This is a genomic window from Saccharopolyspora karakumensis (assembly GCF_004349225.1).
Taxonomy (GTDB): domain Bacteria; phylum Actinomycetota; class Actinomycetes; order Mycobacteriales; family Pseudonocardiaceae; genus Saccharopolyspora; species Saccharopolyspora endophytica.
On sequence record NZ_SMLA01000011.1, the window covers coordinates 87,360 to 107,427 of the forward strand.

The 20,068-nt window shown below is 68.3% G+C and carries 18 protein-coding genes; 15 read left to right on the forward strand and 3 right to left on the reverse strand.

The annotated features are described in order from the left end of the window. The first annotated feature begins 118 nt into the window (after positions 1-118). From eccB to E1202_RS10630, 3 genes are all read left to right on the forward strand, one after another. Positions 119-1,690 carry a type VII secretion protein EccB gene (gene eccB / locus E1202_RS10620; protein ID WP_132682586.1) on the forward strand — a complete coding sequence of 524 codons (1,572 nt, stop codon included), beginning with the start codon at positions 119-121 and terminating at the stop codon, positions 1,688-1,690. A 162-nt stretch (positions 1,691-1,852) separates the two neighbouring features. Continuing rightward, entirely contained in the window at positions 1,853-2,164 is a 312-nt protein-coding gene (locus E1202_RS10625) for a hypothetical protein (protein ID WP_132682588.1), read from the forward strand. A 2-nt stretch (positions 2,165-2,166) separates the two neighbouring features. Continuing rightward, positions 2,167-3,276, forward strand: a complete 1,110-nt coding sequence (locus E1202_RS10630; protein WP_132682589.1) for a WXG100 family type VII secretion target — start codon at positions 2,167-2,169, stop codon at positions 3,274-3,276. A 241-nt stretch (positions 3,277-3,517) separates the two neighbouring features. Here the strand turns inward: E1202_RS10630 and mycP are convergent, their stop codons facing one another. Both mycP and eccD read right to left on the reverse strand, forming a co-directional pair. Further along, entirely contained in the window at positions 3,518-4,906 is a 1,389-nt protein-coding gene (gene mycP / locus E1202_RS10635) for a type VII secretion-associated serine protease mycosin (protein WP_132682591.1), read from the reverse strand. A 14-nt stretch (positions 4,907-4,920) separates the two neighbouring features. Beyond that, positions 4,921-6,363 (reverse strand): type VII secretion integral membrane protein EccD, encoded by a 1,443-nt coding sequence (gene eccD / locus E1202_RS10640; protein ID WP_132682593.1) that lies wholly within the window; start codon positions 6,361-6,363, stop codon positions 4,921-4,923. 311 nt (positions 6,364-6,674) lie between these two features. Here eccD and eccCa point away from each other — a divergent pair, with 311 nt between their 5' ends. Further along, positions 6,675-10,760, forward strand: coding sequence for a type VII secretion protein EccCa (gene eccCa / locus E1202_RS10645; protein ID WP_132682594.1), 4,086 nt, complete (start codon positions 6,675-6,677; stop codon positions 10,758-10,760). A gap of 75 nt (positions 10,761-10,835) precedes the next feature. Here eccCa and E1202_RS10650 read toward each other — a convergent pair whose 3' ends face one another. Beyond that, entirely contained in the window at positions 10,836-11,057 is a 222-nt protein-coding gene (locus E1202_RS10650; RefSeq protein WP_132682595.1) for a zinc finger protein, read from the reverse strand. Between the two features lie 113 nt (positions 11,058-11,170). Between E1202_RS10650 and E1202_RS10655 the strand changes: the two genes are divergently transcribed. The 11 genes from E1202_RS10655 (at position 11,171) to rpsI (ending at position 19,860) form a co-directional block, all read left to right on the forward strand. Beyond that, positions 11,171-12,013 (forward strand): helix-turn-helix domain-containing protein, encoded by an 843-nt coding sequence (locus E1202_RS10655; RefSeq protein WP_132682597.1) that lies wholly within the window; start codon positions 11,171-11,173, stop codon positions 12,011-12,013. After that, positions 12,010-12,195 carry a DUF397 domain-containing protein gene (locus E1202_RS10660; protein ID WP_132682599.1) on the forward strand — a complete coding sequence of 62 codons (186 nt, stop codon included), beginning with the start codon at positions 12,010-12,012 and terminating at the stop codon, positions 12,193-12,195. The genes E1202_RS10655 and E1202_RS10660 overlap by 4 nt, the downstream gene beginning before the upstream one ends. A gap of 138 nt (positions 12,196-12,333) precedes the next feature. Next, positions 12,334-12,729, forward strand: coding sequence for a hypothetical protein (locus E1202_RS10665; RefSeq protein WP_235878015.1), 396 nt, complete (start codon positions 12,334-12,336; stop codon positions 12,727-12,729). A 4-nt stretch (positions 12,730-12,733) separates the two neighbouring features. Next, positions 12,734-13,273, forward strand: coding sequence for a DUF3558 family protein (locus tag E1202_RS10670; protein ID WP_132682601.1), 540 nt, complete (start codon positions 12,734-12,736; stop codon positions 13,271-13,273). Positions 13,274-13,294: 21 nt separating this feature from the next. Continuing rightward, positions 13,295-14,644 carry a hypothetical protein gene (locus E1202_RS10675; RefSeq protein WP_235878017.1) on the forward strand — a complete coding sequence of 450 codons (1,350 nt, stop codon included), beginning with the start codon at positions 13,295-13,297 and terminating at the stop codon, positions 14,642-14,644. A gap of 32 nt (positions 14,645-14,676) precedes the next feature. Then, the gene (locus tag E1202_RS10680) at positions 14,677-15,492 is read left to right on the forward strand and encodes an ESX secretion-associated protein EspG (RefSeq protein WP_132682603.1); all 816 of its coding nucleotides are present in this window, start codon (positions 14,677-14,679) and stop codon (positions 15,490-15,492) included. A gap of 332 nt (positions 15,493-15,824) precedes the next feature. Continuing rightward, the gene (locus E1202_RS10685; RefSeq protein ID WP_132682604.1) at positions 15,825-17,627 is read left to right on the forward strand and encodes a type VII secretion-associated protein; all 1,803 of its coding nucleotides are present in this window, start codon (positions 15,825-15,827) and stop codon (positions 17,625-17,627) included. A 208-nt stretch (positions 17,628-17,835) separates the two neighbouring features. Next, on the forward strand, positions 17,836-18,147 hold the full coding sequence (locus tag E1202_RS10690; RefSeq protein WP_132682606.1) for a WXG100 family type VII secretion target: 312 nt from the start codon (positions 17,836-17,838) through the stop codon (positions 18,145-18,147). A 66-nt stretch (positions 18,148-18,213) separates the two neighbouring features. Further along, a complete protein-coding gene (locus E1202_RS10695; RefSeq protein WP_132677019.1) occupies positions 18,214-18,504 on the forward strand; it encodes a WXG100 family type VII secretion target in 291 nt (96 codons plus the stop codon). Positions 18,505-18,919: 415 nt separating this feature from the next. Beyond that, positions 18,920-19,366: a 50S ribosomal protein L13 gene (rplM, locus tag E1202_RS10700; protein ID WP_132624452.1), complete on the forward strand. Its 447-nt coding sequence runs from the start codon at positions 18,920-18,922 to the stop codon at positions 19,364-19,366. Positions 19,367-19,374: 8 nt separating this feature from the next. Continuing rightward, complete coding sequence (gene rpsI, locus E1202_RS10705; RefSeq protein ID WP_132682675.1) at positions 19,375-19,860, forward strand: 30S ribosomal protein S9; 486 nt, start codon at positions 19,375-19,377, stop codon at positions 19,858-19,860. Positions 19,861-20,068: the final 208 nt, after the last annotated feature.

A 20,068-nucleotide genomic window follows, 5' to 3' on the forward strand; every position in this document is an offset into this window, starting at 1 on the left:
TCGGAGTTGAGCCGCGTGCAGAGAATACTGACGGAGTCCGCCGAACCGCACCCATTCGGTATATCTCAGCGACTATCCTGCGAAACCGTACCTCGGACGGGAGAGCTGTAGGCGAAGAATGGCATCAACACCCACAACGAAGTCACAGGTTCAGGCCTATCGGTTCGTGCTTCGCCGCATGGAGTCGGCGCTGGTGCGGAAAGACGCGGTGATGCTCCACGATCCGATGGGCTCGCACAAGCGGGCCACGGTCGCGGGTGCGGTGCTGGCGGCCGTCGGCGTAGTCGGGTTCCTCGTCTGGGGCCTGTTCGGCGGCAAGGGCACGGTTCCCGAACCGGGGAACATCGTCGTCGCGAAGGAGAGCGGCAGCGTTTTCGTCGTCACCTCTGACGACAAGGCGCAGAAGCGGCTGATCCCGATGCTCAACATGGCATCGGCGAAGCTTCTGGTGATGCAGCAGGGCGGCAAGCAGGGCAGCGGTGCGGTGCCGACGACCACGGTCAAGGAAGCGGCGCTGGCGGACTTCCCGCGCGGCCCGCTGACCGGCATGGTCAACGCCCCGACCTACGTGCCGAGCGCGGACAACCCGGCGGAACCGTCGTGGGCGATCTGCGATGTCGGCCAGGTGCAGGGGAATCTGAGCTCCTCGCGCGTGGAAGCGGCCACGAAGGTCGAGACGACCGTCATCGGCGGCGACGGCAACCACGGCGTCGAGCTGGACCCGAAGCAGTCGCTGTTCGTCAAGGACCAGAGCTCGGGCGAGGAGTACCTCGTCTACCGGGCCCATCGGGAGAACCAGCCCAACACGCACGCGGTGAAGTCGAAGATCGCCAAGAGCGAGACCGTCGTCCGCGACGTCTTCGGGCTCAACGGCGTGACGCCGCGCACGATCAGCACCAACACGCTCAACGCGATCCCGAGCGTTCCGGAGCTGTCGGTCCCGGAGATCGACGGCGAGGGCCAGCCCGCCTCGTACCTGACCCGCTACAAGGTCGGTGACGTGGTCAAGCGCAGCGTTCCCGGCGAGCGGGAGCAGTTCTTCGTGCTGCTGCAGGACGGAAAGCAGGAGCTGAGCGCCGAAGGTGCGGCCGCCGTGCTGCACGCGGGCAAGGTCTCCAGCCGGGAGATCCCGAACGTCACCGGCGCCATCACCGACGCCAAGCCGACGGAGAACCCGCTCAACCTCGACTACTTCCCGACGTCGGTGCCGAAGCCGGTGTCCTTCCAGCAGGCCGACACGTCCTGCCTGAGCTGGAAGAACGTCGGTGGCTCGCAGATGATCACCGTCACGCTGAACAAGGGCACCCCGGCGGTCAAGCCGGCGGTGAAGCTGGCCCAGTTCGACGGTTCGGGCCCGCAGGTCGACTACTACTACGGCGCGGCGGGCAAGGCGGCCGTCGTGCGCGGCACGTCCAACGAGGCCGGTGCCGAGAGCGGCCCGATCTTCCTGGTCTCCGACCAGGGCGTGCAGTACGGCGTCAAGGACCTCGCCACCGCGCAGGGTCTCGGCGTCGCCAAGAGCGCCGGTGACATCAAGGCGGGCCCGTCGTGGCTGATGCGGAGCCTTCCGCGCGGCGACTTCCTCGACCCGGCCGCCGCCAGCGTCACCTACGACTCGGTCCCGGTCCTGCCGGGCGGCGTGAACCGCCCCGCCCCGAAGCCGCAGGCCGGAGGAGCCGCCGGAGGCTGATCCGCGCGGGTGAGGTGGGAGTTTCAGCCGAAACCTCTCACCTCGCCCGGGAACCGAACCGCCGGTGCCGAACGTCCGAGGGAACGAGCGAACCGCCCGCAGCCACGGTGAGCTGCGGGCGGTTCGTCTTGGAAGCGAGATCCGATCTGGGAGGTGGGGCGGATGTCGGGGATCAGGATCGACATCGAGTGGCTGTCGACCCACGCGCGGCAGGTGAAGGAGGCCGGTGAGGACATCACGACCGGCCGGGCGAAGCTGGCGGAGGCAGAGCTCACCGGTGCGTCTTTCGGCGAGATCGGTCGGAAATCCGGTGCGCCCGAGGCGTATCAGCAGCTGTGCGATCACCTGCTCGACCGGCACCGCAAGGCCGCCGAGACGCTGACCAGCGCGGGCGACGAGCTGCGCGAGGTGGTCGACCACCACTCCGCCGGCGACGACGACAGCGCTGTTGACCTGCGCAGACAGGAGGCGTGAGGATGCCGACCGAGCACCAGCGCTACCTCGCGGGCGTCGCCGAGGAGCTCGACGTCCCGTACTTCTCGCCCACCGCCGTCGACGAACTCGTGGGCAGGCCGGAGGATTTCCGCGCGGCGGCCCAGGTGTGGCGCGAGGCGGCCGAGGTCGTCGAGCAGTCCACCGGTGACGTGGACGGCGAGCTGGGCGGGATCGACACGGCCTGGCAGGGCGCGGACGCGGAGGCGTTCGTCGCGCACGTCCGCGACGCCGGGCTGGCGGGCAAGGACCTCGCGGACGCGATGACTGGACTCGCCGACGCCCTGGAGCACACCGCGGACGGCGTCGGTGCGGAGGAACGACGCCTGAACGAGCTGGTCGCCAGGACCGCCGACGACGTCAGGGCCGCCATGACCGCCGCTGACGCCGAGCGCGCCCGCGAGCACCTGGCGGACCTCGCCGAACCGGCCCGCGAGCTCCTGGAATCCATCGCGGACTACTACATGGCCTTCACCCGGCTCTGCGACGACATGGCCGGAGTCGCGACCCGCGAGCCCGGCCGCTGGGAGGCTCAGGCCCCGGTCGAGGCCTCCGCTGGAACTCCGGCCGCCCCGGGCACTTCCGATGCCCCTGGGGCCGCGGAACCCGCCGGGACCACGGCGGCTGCCGCGACCACCGCGGCGTCGGCGGAGTCCGAAGAGGACCAGCCCGGTGCCGGTGCCGCTGCGGGCGGCATCGCCGCCGGCGCGGCCGTGGGTGCGGCGGGCGTGGGCATGGGCATGATGCCGATGGGCATGATGGGCGGAATGATGGGGCAGCGGGGGGGTGGCAACCAGGAGCGCCAGAACTCCTCCCGCCTCAAGTCCAATCCGGACGACCTCTTCGGCTTCCAACCGGAGGCGCCTCCCGCGGTCTTCGGCGAGCCGGCGAAGTCCCAGCAGCCCCAAGCGGATCAGAAGCCCCAGGAGCCGCAGGCGACCCCGGACAAGCTGGACCTCCCGTCGACCCTGCAACCGGCACCGCCGAAGCCCTCGATCGACGAGGTCATGGCCCCCAAGGCGGAGGCCAAGCCGAAGCCGGAGACGGGCACCGCGGGCGTCGGAGACGCGCCACCCCCGAAACCCCGGGCCTGACCCGCTCCGCGCTCCCGAGGGCAACGGGCGGTTCTGACCCGAACCGACCAGGCGAAACGGTCATCGATCACGGGCGGTTCGGACGACAACCTCCTGCTCCCGCGACACTCCCACCGCGTGTTGGGGGTGTTGTGATGTTTGGGCGAGATGTACGTTGTGGGTCGCGCGGTGTGGATGTGAGAAAGGGCCGTCTCCCAGGGGAGACGGCCCTTTCTCGGTCGTGCGAAGCGGAGGTTTCGCCTCAGCGGTTCTGGCGGGCTCGGGCGCGGACGCTGCGGACCGCGTTGACGAGGAACGCCGTGAAGACGATGCCCGCGATTCCCGCTCCCGCACCGCCGATGGCGACGATGATGGCCGGGAAGTCCTTCTGCTGCAGGGCATCCGCCGCGAGGTGCGTCGGCTTCTTCGGCGGGGCCTGCTTGCCGTGCTCGGCCGGGACCACGTCCTGCAGAGCGGCCATCGGGTCGATCATGCCGTAGCCGACGATGTCGTTGCGCCCGTTGACGCCGCCCGGGTGCAGCGCGGTGGTCTTGATCCGCTCCATGACCTGGGCCGCCGACATCGTGGGGAACTTCTGCTTGATCAGCAGGGCCAGTCCGGACACGTACGGAGCCGCGAAGCTCGTGCCCTGGATCGGAGCCATCTTCCCCTGCTCGCCCTCGGAGATCTGGCTGACCAGACCGTCACCGCCGTTGCCGGGGTCGAGCGCGATCAGGTTCTCGCCGGGAGCCGCCACGTCGACCCAGGGGCCCGGGACGGTGAACTCCGACGGCGCTCCCTGCTGGTTCAGCGAGGCCACGGTGAGCACCTCGTCGTCGAACCACGCGGGAAGCACGGCCGTCGACGGACTGCCGGGGGAGTTCTTCTGGCAGTTCCCGCCCACGTTGCCCGCGGCGGCGACGATCACGATGTCCTGGTTGTAGGCGTTCTTGACGGCGTTGTGCAACATCTGGTTGCCGTAGTCGTCGTACCTGCTCGCCTGCGCGATCGGCTGGCACGAGGACTGCGAGATGTTGATGACCTTCGCGCCCCGCGAGGCCGCGAGGTTGATCGCCTGCGCCATGGTCTCGGTGGTGCCGACCGTGGCGTTGGTCTGGTCGTCGACGAAGAGGTTGGACGTCTGCCGGATCGACAGGATCGTCGAGTCCGGCGCCACACCGACGTAGCCGGTCTCCCCGGTGGGGTCAGGATCGGCGGAGATGACGCCGGCCACGATCGTTCCGTGCCCGTCGCAGTCCTGCGTGGCCCGGCCGTCGGAGGTGATCGACGTGCCGCCGGGCACGACCGAGCCCAGCCGCGGGTGGTTGTTCACCCCGGTGTCGATCACGGCGACCATCTCGTTGGCCCCGGTGTATCCCAGCTCGTGCGCCCGCTCGTAGCCGAGTACCAGCTGGCTCCAGGGCTTCTCGGGGATCGTGCTGCCGGGACTGCCGTTCATGCAGCCCTGCTTCTGCGGGAAGTTCTGCGGCTTGAGCGACGTCCCGGTCTGCTTGCTGGGATCCAGCCGCGGCGGTCCCACCTGCTGCGCGATGGCCGGTGCCATCGGTCCGCTGAGCCCGAGGACGCCCACCGCGGCGCACAGCGCGAGTCCGCGCCGTGCGCCGCGAGAGCGGGGGTGCTTGAAGCCCATGTGCGAGGTCCCTCTTAGAAGTTCAGGTTCAGGTCGCGGATGGCCATGTAGAGGTCCATCGCGGCCAGCGCCAGCGGGAGCACCAGGGCGATGAGGACGGCTTCGAGGATGTCGACCATCCGGCGCTGCACCGGCGAGAACCGGCGGTTCGGGAACACCACGCCGAAGATCACCGCGAGGCCGCCGAGGATCAGCAGCGGCGGGAACACGGCCGCCACGAACACCGGGTTGTCGGCGACCTGCACCAGCAGTCCGACGGCGATGCCGGCCGAGGCCAGCAGACCGTTGAACAGCAGCGCCAGCGCCTGGCTGCCGTTGGCGTAGTTGCGGCCGCGCAGCAGCAGGACCGCGGCGACGACCACGGCGAACGCCGAGCCCCAGATGGGGTTGGTCGCGGCGGCGACCATGGCGCCGACGGCGGCGACGACGCCGCAACCGATGATCAGACCGGTCATGTACTGGTGGGCCAGCCCGGTCTGCTTCTCGATCATCCGGTAGTCGGGGAACCCGGAGTCCTCCTTGAGGTCCTCCGCGCTGCCCGGGACGTGCGGCAGCGGCAGCTTCGACAGCTGGATGGTGATGCGCGGCAGCAGGGAGATCCCGGCCAGTGCCACGGCACCGGCACCGGCGGCGACGCTGGAGGAGCTGACCTGCGTGAAGATCGTCGCGACGGCGAAGGCGATGGTGCCGAAAGCACCTGCGGTGGCCGCTGCGATGAAGGTCACGATGCCCGCGCCGATCACCATGATCGAGATCGAGGCGAAGATGAACGCCAGCGCGCTGCCCAGCAGCAACCGCGGTTCCAGCGTGTTGCCGGGAACCATGTTGAAGCCGGCCACGAACGCCATCGGCAGACCACCGGCACCGGCGATCACGGTTCCGGTCGTGGAAGCCGCGTAGGCGCGGGTGACCATCGAGCCGATGCCGGTCGCGAAGATCGCGATGACCATCGCGGTCACGGCCGCGGCCAGCTGGAACACGACCGCGGTGGTGCCCTGGATGGTGGTCGGGTGCAGCATCCCGGCGGGGCCTGCGAGTCCGAGAGCGGCGGCTGCGGCGATGAGACCCAGCGCACCGGCGGCGTGACCGACCTTCGCGGAGGTCTCCTTGGTCCACGGCCGGTAGCTGCCCGGTTCGGCCTCCGCGAGCGCGTCGACGACGTCGTCGTAGAGCGGCGGCGGCGGGTCGTCCGACCGGCGGCGCAGTTGCAGGATGTCGCCGTCGACAACTCCCTGCGAGGACAGCGACTGACTCGGATCGAGGGCCGCGCTCTCACCGAGCTTGGCCAGCACCCAGCCGCCGTGCCGCGAACCGCCGTCCGGGGTCATCTCGCGGGCCATATCCAGCAGCATCGGCAGCAGGTCCGCCACCGATACGTCTGAAGGCAGCGCCAGGTCGATACGAGTTGTAGGCGCCACCACCGTCACGCGGCTGAACACCGTGGTCCCGGTCGCCACTTGGGCCCCCTACTCCCTGAAGTTGATTGCCTTGCATTCGTTTGTCGAGGGCTCGATCCAACCAAGGCCGGGTTTTCTTGTCGAAACCCACCCGCCCGATCGGAGAGCGCCCCTAGTATGGCCACACCGACCGTCCACGGGTGACGGGTTTGGCGGAACTCGTGTCAACTACTTGGTATCTGGTTGGTCACGCTGAGCCGCACCCCGTTATCCAGAGCTGCGCGGCAGTGAACAATGCTGGCTGCGAGTTCGACGAGCACCGGAGGTCTTCTGGTGTTTTCAGGCACGTCTGAGAAAGGTTGTTGCGTCCGGTGAGCACGCTGCAGTTCAAGCGAACGCCACGCCTGGCCGCTCCCAGGCCACCGGGCGGGGAGGTGCACCTCGAACCACCGCCGGAGATTCCGCGGACCATCCCGGGAAACATCGTTCAGAAGGTCCTTCCGGGCCTGATGATCGTGGCGTCGCTGGGAATGATGGCCTTCATGTTCACGCGGGCCCAGAACAACCCGATGATGATGATGATGCCGATGATGATGCTCATCTCAACGTTCGGGATGATGGCCGGCGGCGGCCGGGACGGCAGTCAGAAGAAGGCCGAGATGGACGAGGACCGCAAGGACTACCTGCGGTACCTCGGCCAGATGCGCGACCGCGCCCGCGAGGCGGCGGACGAGCAGCGCTTGGCCCGCGAGTGGGTGCACCCCGACCCGCAGACCCTGTGGTCGCTGGCGGCCGGCAGCCGCCGGATGTGGGAGCGCCGCCCCAACGACAACGACTTCTGCCAGGTCCGCGTGGGCCGCGGTTCGCAGCGGCTGGAGACCCGTCTGGTCCCGCCGCAGACCGGCCCCGTCGACGAGCTGGAGCCGATCACCACGCTGGCGCTGCGCCGCTTCGTGCGCGCGCACTCGCTGGTGCAGGACCTGCCGATCGCGACGTCGCTGCGCGGTTTCGCCGCGGTGGGCCTGCAGGGCGACAAGGAGCAGGTGCGCGGTCTCGCTCGCGCGATGATCTGCCAGCTGGCGACCTTCCACACCCCCGAGGACGTGATCATCGCGGTCGCCAGCTCCGGCCAGGCGCGCCGCGAGTGGGAGTGGGTGAAGTGGCTGCCGCATGCGCAGCACCCCACCGAGACCGACGGCATCGGCCAGATGCGGCTGATGGCGGGTTCGCTGGCCACGGTCGAGAGCATGCTCTCCGAGCAGCTGGCCGACCGCCCGCGCTTCCAGCGCAACGCGGCTCCGCCGGACGGTCAGCCGCACGTCGTGATCCTGATCGACGACGCCGAGATCAGCCGTGAGGAAGCCCTCTACGTCGAGGGCGGCCTGGCGGGCGTCACGATGATCGACCTGTCCGACCTGCTGGGTCCGCTCACGGCTCGCCGCGGCATGCGGATGGTCGTGGAGGAGGACCGCATCGGTGCCCGCGGTGGTTCCGGTGTGGAGTGGTTCGGCAAGCCGGACACGCTGACCGAGGAAGAGGCGACGTCGCTGTCCCGCCAGCTGGCCCCGTACCGGGTCGCCGGTGGTCCCGCCGTCGACACCGACTCGGGCAGCTACGAGCCGCTGACCACGCCGCTGAACTACATCGAGCAGCTGGGTCTGGCCGGTGACGTGGTCACCTTCGACCTCAACGAGGCGTGGCGCCCCCGTCCCACCGACGACCTCTACAAGGTCGCGATCGGCCCTGGTGAGCAGGGCGAGATCGTGCACCTGGACATCAAGGAGACCGCCTCGGGCGGCATGGGTCCGCACGGTCTGTGCATCGGTGCGACCGGTTCCGGTAAATCGGAGTTCCTGCGCACGATCGTGCTGGGCCTGATGGCCACGCACTCCTCGCAGATGCTCAACTTCGTGCTGGTCGACTTCAAGGGTGGCGCGACGTTCAACGGGTTCGACACCCCGCACGTGTCGGCGTCGATCTCCAACCTGGAGGGCGACGGCTCGCTGATCGACCGGATGCAGGACGCGCTGGCCGGTGAGATGAACCGCCGCCAGGAGGTTCTGAACAAGGCGGGCGCGAAGAACGTCTGGGACTACCGGAAGATGGCCGAGGCGGGCGACGAGCACGCGCAGGAGCCGCTCCCGGCGCTGTTCGTGGTCATCGACGAGTTCTCCGAGCTCCTCTCGCAGCAGCCGGAGTTCGCCGAGCTGTTCGTGATGATCGGTCGACTGGGTCGTTCGCTGCAGGTCCACCTGCTGCTGGCGTCGCAGCGGCTGGAAGAGGGCAAGCTGCGCGGTCTGGACTCGCACCTGTCCTACCGGATCGGTCTGAAGACGTTCAACGCCGCGGAATCCCGTGCGGCGATCGGTGTTCCGGACGCCGCCGACCTGCCGGCCACCGGTGGTCACGGCTACCTCAAGCACCCCAACGGCATGGACCGCTTCCGCGCGGCCTACGTCTCCGGTCACCTGCACCAGACCAGCGGTCGTCGTCCGACGATGCTGGGCGGGGCCTCGCCGGTCACCGGTGAGAAGATGCCGCGCTACTTCATCCCGGACTTCATCGAGAAGCCCCCGGAACCGGAGTCGTCGGACGAGCCGGAGGTCAAGGAAGAGGCCCAGGAGCCGGAGTACACCGACTTCCAGATCATCGTCGACAAGTTCAAGAAGCTGGCCGCCCCACCGGCGCACCAGGTCTGGCTGCCGCCGCTGGACGCTCCGGCCACTTTGGACACCCTGCTGCCGCCGCTGCAGTCCACCGACGACCGCGGCTACACCGCCGCCGGGTACTCGGGCAGCTCCCGGTTGCAGATCCCGATCGGCATCATCGACGTTCCCTACCACCAGCGTCAGGACGCGATGACCCTCGACCTGTCGGGTCAGGGTGGTCACGGTGCCGTGGTCGGTGGTGTGGGTTCGGGCAAGTCGAACACGATCCGGACGATCATCGCTTCGGCGGCGTTGACGCACACGCCGCAGGAGATGCAGTTCTACTGCGTGGATCTCGGTGGTGGTTCGCTGACCACGCTGCGGGGTCTGCCGCACGTGGGTGGTTACGGTTCGCGTCGTGACCCGGACACGGTGCGCCGTTCGATCGCCGAGCTCAAGGCGGTGCTGGCCGAGCGCGAGGGCCGGTTCCAGCAGCACGGCGTCGAGGGCATGAACGACTACCGCAACCGCAAGCGTCGCGGTGAGTTCGACGACGACCCCTACGGTGACCTGTTCCTGGTGATCGACGGGTGGCGGGCGTTCCGCGAGGAGTTCGAGACCCTCGAGCAGGACGTGCTGAACCTGGCGTCCAACGGTCTGGCCTTCGGTGTGCACGTGTTCATCACGGCCACCCGGTGGGCGGAGATCCGGCCGGCGATGAAGGACCTGATCCAGACGCGCATCGAGTTGCGGCTGGGTGACCCGAGCGAGTCGGAGATCGACCGCAAGGCGGCGGTGAAGGTGCCGCAGGGCCGTCCGGGTCGCGGTATGCACGAGTCGAAGCTGCACTTCCTGACGGCGTTGCCGCGTGTGGACAGCGAGAAGATCGGTGATCGGATCGCGGTCGAGGGGCAGGCCGCCGAGGACGAGCGTCGTCCGGCCCGGATGGGCTGGGAGCTCTACAACGACGACGTCTCCGAGGGCGTGGCCGACCTGGTCAACCGGGTCAAGAGCTCCTGGAAGGGCCGTCCGGCTCCGCAGGTGCGCCTGCTGCCGGAGCTGCTGCCCTACCAGCAGCTGCCGCGTCCGGAGCAGCAGCCGAACCCGAAGCTGGTGCCGATCGGCATCAACGAGGACGGCCTGCACCCGGTCTACCTGGACTTCCGCGCCGAGCCGAACTTCTACGCCTTCGGCGAGCGGGAATCGGGCAAGACCGCGCTGCTCAAGACGATCGTGCGGGGCATCACCGAGCGCTACACCCCCAAGGAAGCGCTGATCCTGCTGGTGGACTACCGGCGTTCGATGCTGGGCTTCCTCAACTCCCACCTGCTGGAGTACTCGGTGGGCGCCGATCAGCTCAAGAGCAACGTCAAGGACGTCTGCGCCTCGCTGAAGAAGCGCCTGCCCGGACCGGACGTCACGCAGGAACAGTTGCGCGACCGCTCCTGGTGGAAGGGTCCGGAACTGTTCGTCGTCGTCGACGACTACGAACTGGTCGCACCGCAGGGCAACAACCCGCTGGCCCCGCTGGCGGAGTTCATCCCGCAGGCCGCCGACGTGGGTCTGCACGTCATCCTGGCCCGCAACTCCGGCGGTGCGGGACGCGCGTTGTACGAACCGCTGATCGGCAAGATGCGCGAGACGTCGGCCCCCGGCCTGGCGATGAGCGCGAACAAGGACGACGGTCAGCTGGTCGCCAACATCAAGTCCCGCCAACTGCCCCCGGGCCGAGGCACCCTCGTCAGCCGCACGCTGCGAGGCGGACCGCAGATGATCCAAACAGCCATGATCACCGAACAACAGCAGTGATCTGACGCTGAAAAAGCCTCCCCTCGAACCCGGTTCGAGGGGAGGATTTTTGGTTGGTCCCCGGGGGCCTGGTGGTCATCTGGTGGGCGGGTTGTCCGCCAGGTGCTTCCAGCAGTCCATGCAGGTGGGTTCGAGGATCCAGGCGATCTCGTTGAGGTCGTGGAGCTTCGCGGCCTCGACTTCGGCTCCGCAGTAGGCGGTCGCGGTCTCCTCGGGGGCGAGCTTGGTCGCGGCGACCGGGAAGGCGTGCCGCTTCCCGGGAACGGGCCGCCACACGTAGGTCAGGTATTCAGGCATCGGAACTCCCCAGTGAGTTGATTGCGGGCAAGTTTGCACGGAGTTGGGCAAACTGATCAATTACACGAAAGAGGGAGGTCAACAAGGCTGTTCGCCGCTCGTAAGCTGACCCCATGGCCGACACACCCAGGGCTCGCACGTTGGCGAAGGAACTTCGAGCGGCCCGAGCTGCGACCGGGATGACCGCGCGAGAGCTCGCCCGAGCTTTGGGCTGGTCCGAGGCGAAGGTCAGCCGCATCGAGACCGCGCGTCGCGGAATCCTCGTCGACAACGTCAAGGCGATGCTCGAAGTCCTGAAGGTCAACGGGAAGGACCGCGACCGGTTGATCAAGATGGCGGCCGCTGTCCGCGAGCCCGCCTGGTGGGAAGTCGGTCGCGATCTGCCCGAACAGCTCTCGGCGCTCATCGACGCCGAGTCCCGCGCGAAGCGCATCACGGACGTCACCCTCAACGTCCTGCCCGGGCTGCTGCAGACCAGGGCCTACACCCGATCGATCGTGGCGAGCGTCGATCTCGCTGAGGAGGAGATCGACGAGCGAGTCGGGATTCGCCAGATGCGGCAAGGCATCTTGAGTCGTCGGAACCCGGTTGAGCTGCGCACCTTCATCGACGAGGCAGCGCTGATCCGGCCGATCGGTGGGCCGCGGGTCATGGCTCAGCAGCTGCGGCAGATCGTCACCGCGACGGAGGAGTCCAACATCAGCGCGCGGGTGCTGCCGATGTCGATGGGCGTCCACGCCGGGCTGAGCGGAACTTTCGTGCTGTTCGAGTTCGGCCGGGCACGTCCGGTGGTCTACCTCGAAGCCCGCAGCTCAGGTGCGTTCATCGATGAGCCCGACCACGTTCAACCCTTCCTCGATTCCGTCGAACTGCTCGAAGCTCAGGCATCGGATTCCGATGGTTCCCGCGAGATACTCAACGCCTACGCGCGGCAGTACGAACGGGAGACGGAATGACATCCGGGTTAGGCAACTGGCGGAAGTCCAGCAAGAGCGCGGTCGAGGGCAACTGCGTCGAGGTCGCGGTGGCTCCTGAAGTCGTCGGGGTGCGGGACTCGAAGGATCGGGACGGTGATGTCCTGGTGTTTCCCCAGCAGAGGTGGGCCGACTTCCTCTCGGGACTACGCCGTTCTCGTTGATCGCTTGGGCTGATCGGCTGTTGTGTGAGCTACCTCCCGTGAAACCCGCCCCACGGCAGGTCACTGACTTGTAGCCTCTGCGTTCGTGATCGCTCGGTTGAGTGACGTTCATGATCACGAACGTGGAGGGGGCTCTCGATGACCACCGGGATGGAAGGCTTAGCCGCCGGCGCCTCAGCGCTCGAAGGCCAGTCGGTCGGCCTGCGGGCAGCCGTCGACAACGGCCAACTCGTCATGAACCACGAGAGCGCGGAGGCAGTCGCCAAGGTCTATGACGACAAGGCCGACGACCTTCGGCAACAGCGATCCCGCGCCGAGCGGCTTTTCCTCAGCGGGTCGTTTGGCGATTGCTTCATCGGGCACCAGCTGGAGAAGAAGTTCGCAGACAAGCTTCGTGCGCCGGACACTGGTCTCCAAGCGATCCTGTTCAAGATGGAGCAGACCCTGCGCGACATGGCGCAGGCATACCGGGATTCGTCTCGCGAAATGCAGAACACCGACGAAGAACACTCCCGGCGCGTAGGACGCGTCTGATCTGATGGTGGGTATGCGTAAAACACGAATTGGTGCCGTGCTGCTCGCAGGGTTCGCGGTGACTGTTGGTGGCTGCAGCTCCGCTGGCGGCGGCGCGCAGCAAGGGGCACCAGAGCCAGCGTTGAACGTGCTGGCATCGGTGGACCCGTGCCAGGTGCTCGGGGAACAAGATCTGCAAGCTTTGGGCGTGAGCGCGCCGGGTGAGCCTCTGGACCAGGGCATTGGTGAGAAGGCGTGCGAGTTCAGTGGCGACGCTCTTGATCTGTCCGTCGTAAAGGGCGAGCAGAGCTCCCTGGCTTACTGGGAAGGTCGTCGTTCGAACATGGCTGTTTTCGAGACGAACAAGGTCGGGCAGCGGGACGGCGCAAAGATGATCTCGACTGCCTCGGTCGGGAACGGGGTTTGCAGCCAGGCCATCTTTGTTGGGCAGGGTTCTGTGTCCATCCAGGTGACCACGTCTTCGGCGAGCTACCAGAACGACGAAGCCACTTGTGCCAAGGCTATGGAGATCGCGCAGGTCGCCGAGAAGAAGTTGCCGAAGTAGGAACTGTCGAGGGGGAACGACATGGGGAACGGGTTCACCGAGTTCGTCGGCGGCGTCGCCTCGTCTGCCGGTGATGTGTTCGTCGGCGCCGTTGGTGGTGAGACCTCCGCGCAGGAGGAAGCTCGGCTGGCGCGCGAAGCTGCGGCCAAGGACGGGCGCCAAGATCTCAAGGCGCTCAACCAGCAGCAGCAGAACCTCCAGCTCGATGGCCGCGACCCCGCGTCGATCACCCAGCAGGACAACTGGAAGAACTGGGACCAGGCGCGGCTCGCCAGCCAGCTCAAGCCGTCGCTGAATCCCGAGGAGATCGCGAAGGTCGGTCGGGCGTGGGAGAAGATCGGCGCCGACATCGCCGAGATCTTCGGTGACCTGGACCAGAAGGCCCGCGCCGCCGCTGGTGACGGAATGCGTGGTCAGGCGGCCGAGGCCGGGTTCAACGCGTCGAAGCCGCTGCAGGAGTGGGGTCGTGCCTTCGGCGACTCGGTGCGCGGAACGGGCCTGAAGATCCAGGAGGCGGGGGTCGCGGCCGAGCAGACCAAGGCATCCCTGCAGCCGCCCGCCGGGTACGACACCACTCGCGGTGTGATCGCGACCGCGATGGGCCCGACCGGCGGTCTCATGGACGGCGCCGCGCAGATGCGCGAGCAGCAGGAAGCCGATCAGCAGGCGCGGCAGGTCGCGGAGAACGTCTACGGCAAGGGCTACCAGGCCGTCGACACGAGCACTCCGACGTTCCCGCCGCCGGTGAACCCGCTGGCTCCTCCGCCGCCTCCGCCTGGTTCGGGTGACCCCGGTGGTGCGGTTCCCGGCGGCTCCGGTTCCGGTTCGGGGTCCGGTGGCGGTGGCTACTCCGGCTCGTCGGTCGGCGGTGGGTCCGCCGGGGGTTCCTCCGGTGGTTCGTCTCCTGCTCAGAGCAGTTCGCAGTGGGCTTCGCCGATGCCGACCGGTCCTGGTGCCGGTGGTGGCACGCCGCCCGGGATGAATCCCGGTCCAGGCGGGCCGTCGGCCGGGTTCGTCGGCGGGATGCCGCCGGGAGCCGGTGCGGGCGCCGGCGGTCGTGGAGCCGGCGGCATGGGCGGTGCTCGCGGTGCGGGCGCCGGCATGGGTGCCGGTGGCAAGGCCGGTGGCGGCTTGGGCGCTGGTGGCCGGGCAGGGATGGGCGGTCTCGGCGCAGGTGCCGGTGCGGGCGCTGCGGGTGCGGGTGCCGCTGGTCGTGGTGCCGCGGGTGCCCCCGGGGCCGGTGCCGGTGCGGGTCAGCGCGGCGAAGGTTCCGAGGACAACGAGCACGAGCGTCCCTCGTGGCTCGAAGAGCAAGAAGACATCTGGATGGACGACATGCCGAAGACCGCGCCTCCCGTTTTCGGCGAGTGACGAGCGTTTCGGCGTAGCTGGGGGAGGAAAGCGTGTCCGAGCGTTGGCTGCTGCCACCGCTGTGGTTCGACCTGTGCTGGGAGATCGGCGGGTTCGACGAGTACCCGTTCCCGATCTCCGTCCGCTCGCACGGTGAGACGCTCGAAGAGCGTGCCGCGCTGCGTCAGCGCAGCCTTCCTGAGCTGCAGAAAGCCGGTCTGCTCGGGCAGAACGGCCTGACCCAGCGCTTCGCCGAAGTCCTCGGGCAGCTGGCGAAACCGGGCTTGTGGATCGAAGGGCTCTGGATGCCCGACGACACCGTCGAATCCCCGTTCAGGCTGCTGTCGGTGGCCACCGAGCAGGGCGCGCTGCTGCTCGTCCAGCAGTCCGGCGACACCGAGAACTACGGCGGTGACCTGCGGATCTCGGTCCTGCCGCGAACCTCGGTGGGCGCTGCCGCGGTGCAGGGCATGCCGCCCGCGCCCGTCGGCACACGTCCCCGCCTGGCCGTCCCGTCGGCCGACCTGGCGGCTCAGAAGCCGTCGGACGACTTCGAGAACATCGACCACATGCAGTCCGCGGGCCCGCGCAAAGCACCGGCCGCCGAGACCCTCCGCGCCTTCGTCGAGGCCGAGCACCACCGCGACGGCCAGTTCACGGCCAACCTCCGCGACCGCCACGGCAGGACCCACCGCTCCGCGGTCCTCAAGTGGTTCGACGCCCCGGAACCCGACGGCCGCTACGGCCTCACCCAGCGACAACGCCCAGGCGTGGGCCCGGAGATCGTCCTAGCGGGCCTGGGCGCCCCGGAACTGACCACAGCCCTCGAAAACCGAGTAGCAGAAGTCCGAACCCAAGCCAAAACCTGACCCCGGATCTCAGTGGAAATCAGGCCCCCGGTTTCCACTGAAATCCGAGACTTCACCCTCTCAGGTGGGTCCCGGACTGATGTGTCGGGGACGTGGGGAACGGCCGGTGTTGGTCGTGGGTGGTGCGGGTGCGGCGCGGTCCGGGTCGGGTCGGGTTTGCGTTCGCGGGGTGCCTCTCACTCAGGCGATCACCCAACGTCGTCGGCTGATTGCGGGAGGATGTTGGTGCCGGGGTGGCGGGTGGTTCTAGGGTGCTCCCCGGGGGGACGGTGCCGCCGGTACGGCGGGCCGGATGACGACGTCGTCGCCGACGAGCGCTTCGGCGACGGTGAATGGAGTTCTGGGTGTCCCTGCACGTCTCGATCGACTTCGGCACATCGAGCACATGCACGGTGGTCTCGGTCGGCGGTGCCGAGCCACAGGTGGTCGTCATCGACGGGCAGCCGTTGGTGCCTTCCGCGGTGTTCGCCGCCGCCGACGGCACGCTGTTCGTCGGTCATGAGGCCGAACGCCAGGCCGCGGTCGATCCCGCTCGCTTCGAACCGCACCCCAAACGTCGCATCGACGAGGGCGAACTGCTGCTCGGCAGCACCGTGCTGAAGGTCGGCGACGTCATCAGGGCCGTGCTGCACCGCGCGGTCGGCGAGGCCCGCCGCTTCGCGGGCGGTGCCGCCGTCGACCTCCTCGTCCTGACCCACCCCGCCGACTGGGGTTCCGTGCGCGCCGCCGAGCTCCGGCAGGCCGCCGCCGGCCTGGGCAAGGAGATCGTCCTGGTGCCCGAACCGGTCGCCGCGGCCGTCTTCCACTCGGCGGGCAACGGCCTGCCCGACGGAGGAGCGCTGGCCGTCCTCGACCTCGGCGGCGGCACCGTCGACGCCTCCGTGGTGCGCAAGCAGGGCTCGTCCTTCCAGGTCCTGGCCACCAAGGGAGAGCCGAACTTCGGTGGCGCGGACATCGACCAGCTGCTGCTGGAGCACGTCGGCAAGCTCGTCGGCACCGCTGATCCGGACGCGTGGCGCAAGCTCGTCGAGGGCCGCGAGATGCCCGATCGGCGACGTCGCCGCGTGCTGCGGCAGGACGTGCGCGGCGCCAAGGAGACGCTGTCCCGCCACGCCTACACCGACGTCCCCATGCCGCCGCCGTTCGCCGACGCCCACGTCACCCGCGCCGACCTCGAGAAGCTCATCGCCGCACCGCTGGCGAAGGCCGCCGAGCTGGTGCTGGCGACGCTGCGCGACGGGCAGGTCCCGCGCAGGCAGCTCGCCGGGGTGTTCCTCGTCGGCGGTTCCAGCCGGATCCCGATGGTGGCGCGCCTGATCCACGAGCGCACCGGCGTCGTCCCGGCGACGCTCGACCAGCCCGAAACCGTGGTCGCCCGAGGCGCTTTGCGCGCCGTCCGGCTCGACCCCGGGCGCAGCGGCGGTCTGGCCCCGACCGGAGCCTGGGCGGGCGGCACGACCGTCCGCGACTACCCGCTGCCGGGGCACCAGCCCACCCGGGGTGAGGCGCCGAGCCGTCCCAGACCGGCGGTCATGACCGGCGACGAACCGACCCGCCCGGTGACCAAACCGCCGAAGCTCAAGCGCAAGCGGAAGGCCCCGTGGCTGGTCGGCGCCGGGGCCGTGGCGCTGGTCGCGGCGGCCGGAGCGGCCGCGCTGCTGCTCACCGGCAACCGGCCGCAGGCCGATCCGCTCGTGCCCGCGCAGCAGATGGCCGCCTACGACTACCACTTCTCCTACCCCGGTGACTGGCGTCCGCTGGGCGGTGATGCGACGAAGTTCCAGACGCTGGTCGCGCCCGGCGACGGACCGCAGGGATCGCTGGTCGCGGTCGAGGAGGGGCGGCTGACCTTCGACACCGACGGCGACCGCAATCGAGCGGTGCAGCTGTTGCGCGGCGAGTACGAGAAAAGCGTTGCGGTGGGCGAGAAGTTCTCACTGTTCACGCCGTCCACGAGCTTCGCCGGCCGGGACGTCGTGTACTACCGGGAAACGCTGCCGGAGGCGACCGTCGAGTGGTACACGCTGTACAAAGGTCAATTCAAAGTGAGCGTGGGCTGCAAGTACGGACCGCAGGGGAAGGACGACGTCGTTCGCGCTTGCGAACAGGTCGTGGGTTCACTCGGGATCGGCTGATGCATTTGCGAACGGACTCCGTTCGGCCGAACCGCCTTTGAGGTTTTCGCAACCGCAAAACCCGTGTTGACCTGCCGGTTCCCGTTTTTGCGTTCACAACAGCAACGGCTTGCCGAGAAATCCAGGACAACAGGGAACCGGACGTGGCAATGTCTGCGTCGCAGGTTCATCAGAGCTTGATACCGAGTTTGAAGGGGGTCATCCAGAGATGGCTGGAATTGGTGCGGACACCGAGGCGATCCAGCAGGCGTCGGTTGACATCGACGAGGCGCGCAACGCGGTCGAGCAGGCGCTGCAGCAGCTGCAGGGCCAGCTCGAGGGCCCGGTGCAGAACTGGAAGGGTGCCGCCGCCGACGTCTTCCGCAAGCTGATGGAGCAGTACGAGCAGAGCGGCAGGACGATCATCCAGAAGCTGGACGAGCTGGGGCAGAACGTGCAGTCCTCGGGTCAGGACTACGCGCAGGTCCAGGAGGAGCAGGCGCAGGAGATCTCCAAGATCACCAGCATGCTCGACGGCTGATTTCGCTTCCGCATTTCTTCGCAGATTCCACATTTCTTGATCTAGACGCATTCGAGGGGACAGGTAATGAGCGAGATCAACGTCAACTTCGCGGAGCTGCAGCAGGCTTCCGACGACCTGCAGGCCGCTGCCCAGAAGATCCAGGGTGAGCTGGACGACCTGGAGGGCAAGATCCAGAAGCTCGTCTCCACCTGGGAGGGCGAGGCCGTGGCCGCGTACCAGGAGGCTCAGGCGTCCTGGGACCAGGAGGCCGCCAAGATGCAGGAGACCGCCGCCAAGATGGGCATGGCCGTGGGCGCGGCCAACGAGTCCTTCCAGGCCGGCGAGAAGAAGAACGCCGGCCGCTTCGGTGGCTGAGCTCACCTCGCACTGATTTCCGCGTTGATGGCTCCGGTGTTTTCGCCGGGGCCATCAACGCGTCCGGCGGTTGATCTCCGTTTGCGGAGGTCCGATCGGCTTTGCCGGGGCCCCAGCCGGGCACCAGCGGGCATTGCTATGCTGGTTTCGGCGATCTGCCAGGTCAGAACCTCGAATTAGCAACCGAGGACCCGTTTTGACCGGGCCAGAAGCCACCAAGTACCCTCATTCTTTGTTGTGCGGTGCGCGGCTGCAGTTCGCGCCAGCGGAACGGACTCGCGAAAGCGGGTCACGGTCCCGGCGGCGGTACTGGCGGACGTGCCGGTTCCACGAGAAGACCTCGTGCGAACTGTCCGGCGTGATCGAGACGGGCTCCGCACTGAGATTCCGACGCGAACGACGACGAGGTAGACCCGTGCGCACGTACAGCCCGAAGCCCGGCGAGGTGACCCGCGCCTGGCATGTGATCGACGCCGAGGATGTGGTGCTCGGCCGGTTGGCAACTCAGGCCGCGACGCTGCTGCGCGGCAAGCACAAGCCCACCTACGCGCCGCACGTCGACACCGGTGACTTCGTCGTCATCATCAACGCCGAGAAGGTGGCCCTCACCGGTAACAAGCGCGAGCAGGCGTTCCACTACCGGCACTCCGGGTACCCGGGTGGTCTGCGCAAGCAGTCCTTCGGCCAGGTGCTCGACTCGCACCCCGAGCGGCTGCTGGAGAAGGCGATCAAGGGAATGCTCCCGAAGAACAAGCTCGGCCGGGCCATGGGCAAGAAGCTCAAGGTCTACGCCGGTCCGGAGCACCCGCACCAGGCCCAGAACCCGCAGGCGTTCGAGATTAAGGCGAAGGTCGAGAAGTGACTGACGAACTGCAGCAGGAAGAGGCAGTGACCGCTGCCGCGGAGGAGACGGTCGAGGCCGTCGCCGCTGATGAGACCCCGGCCCCCGCTCCCGTTCCGGTTCCGGCCGGTGGCGCGGTTCAGACCGTTGGTCGCCGCAAGGAAGCCGTGGTCCGCGTCCGGCTGGTGCCGGGCAACGGTGGCTTCAAGCTCAACGGCAAGACCCTCGAGGACTACTTCCCGAACAAGGTCCACCAGCAGCTCATCAAGGAGCCGCTGGTCACCGTCGAGCGCGTCGAGAGCTTCGACGTCCTCGCGACCCTGAGCGGTGGCGGCCCCTCGGGCCAGGCCGGTGCGCTGCGCATGGCGATCGCCCGCGCGCTGACCGCCTTCGACTCGGAGGACCGCCCGGCGCTGAAGAAGGCCGGCATGCTCACCCGTGACTCGCGGGAGAAGGAGCGCAAGAAGTACGGCCTCAAGAAGGCCCGCAAGGCGCCGCAGTACAGCAAGCGCTGACGCGAACCCCAGCATTACCTGCGGGAGCAGGTTCGCCCCACTCGGGCGAACCTGCTCCCGCAGTCTTTTCAGGGGTCTTGGGCGGTCGTGCCCGGAACTGACCGGGCGTAAGCGACTTCGATCATGGCCGCGCGGGCCGCGAGCGTCCCCCGAGCGCGGGGGACGCTGTGGAGTGCCGGATGACCGGTTGTGCGACGCTTGACCAACC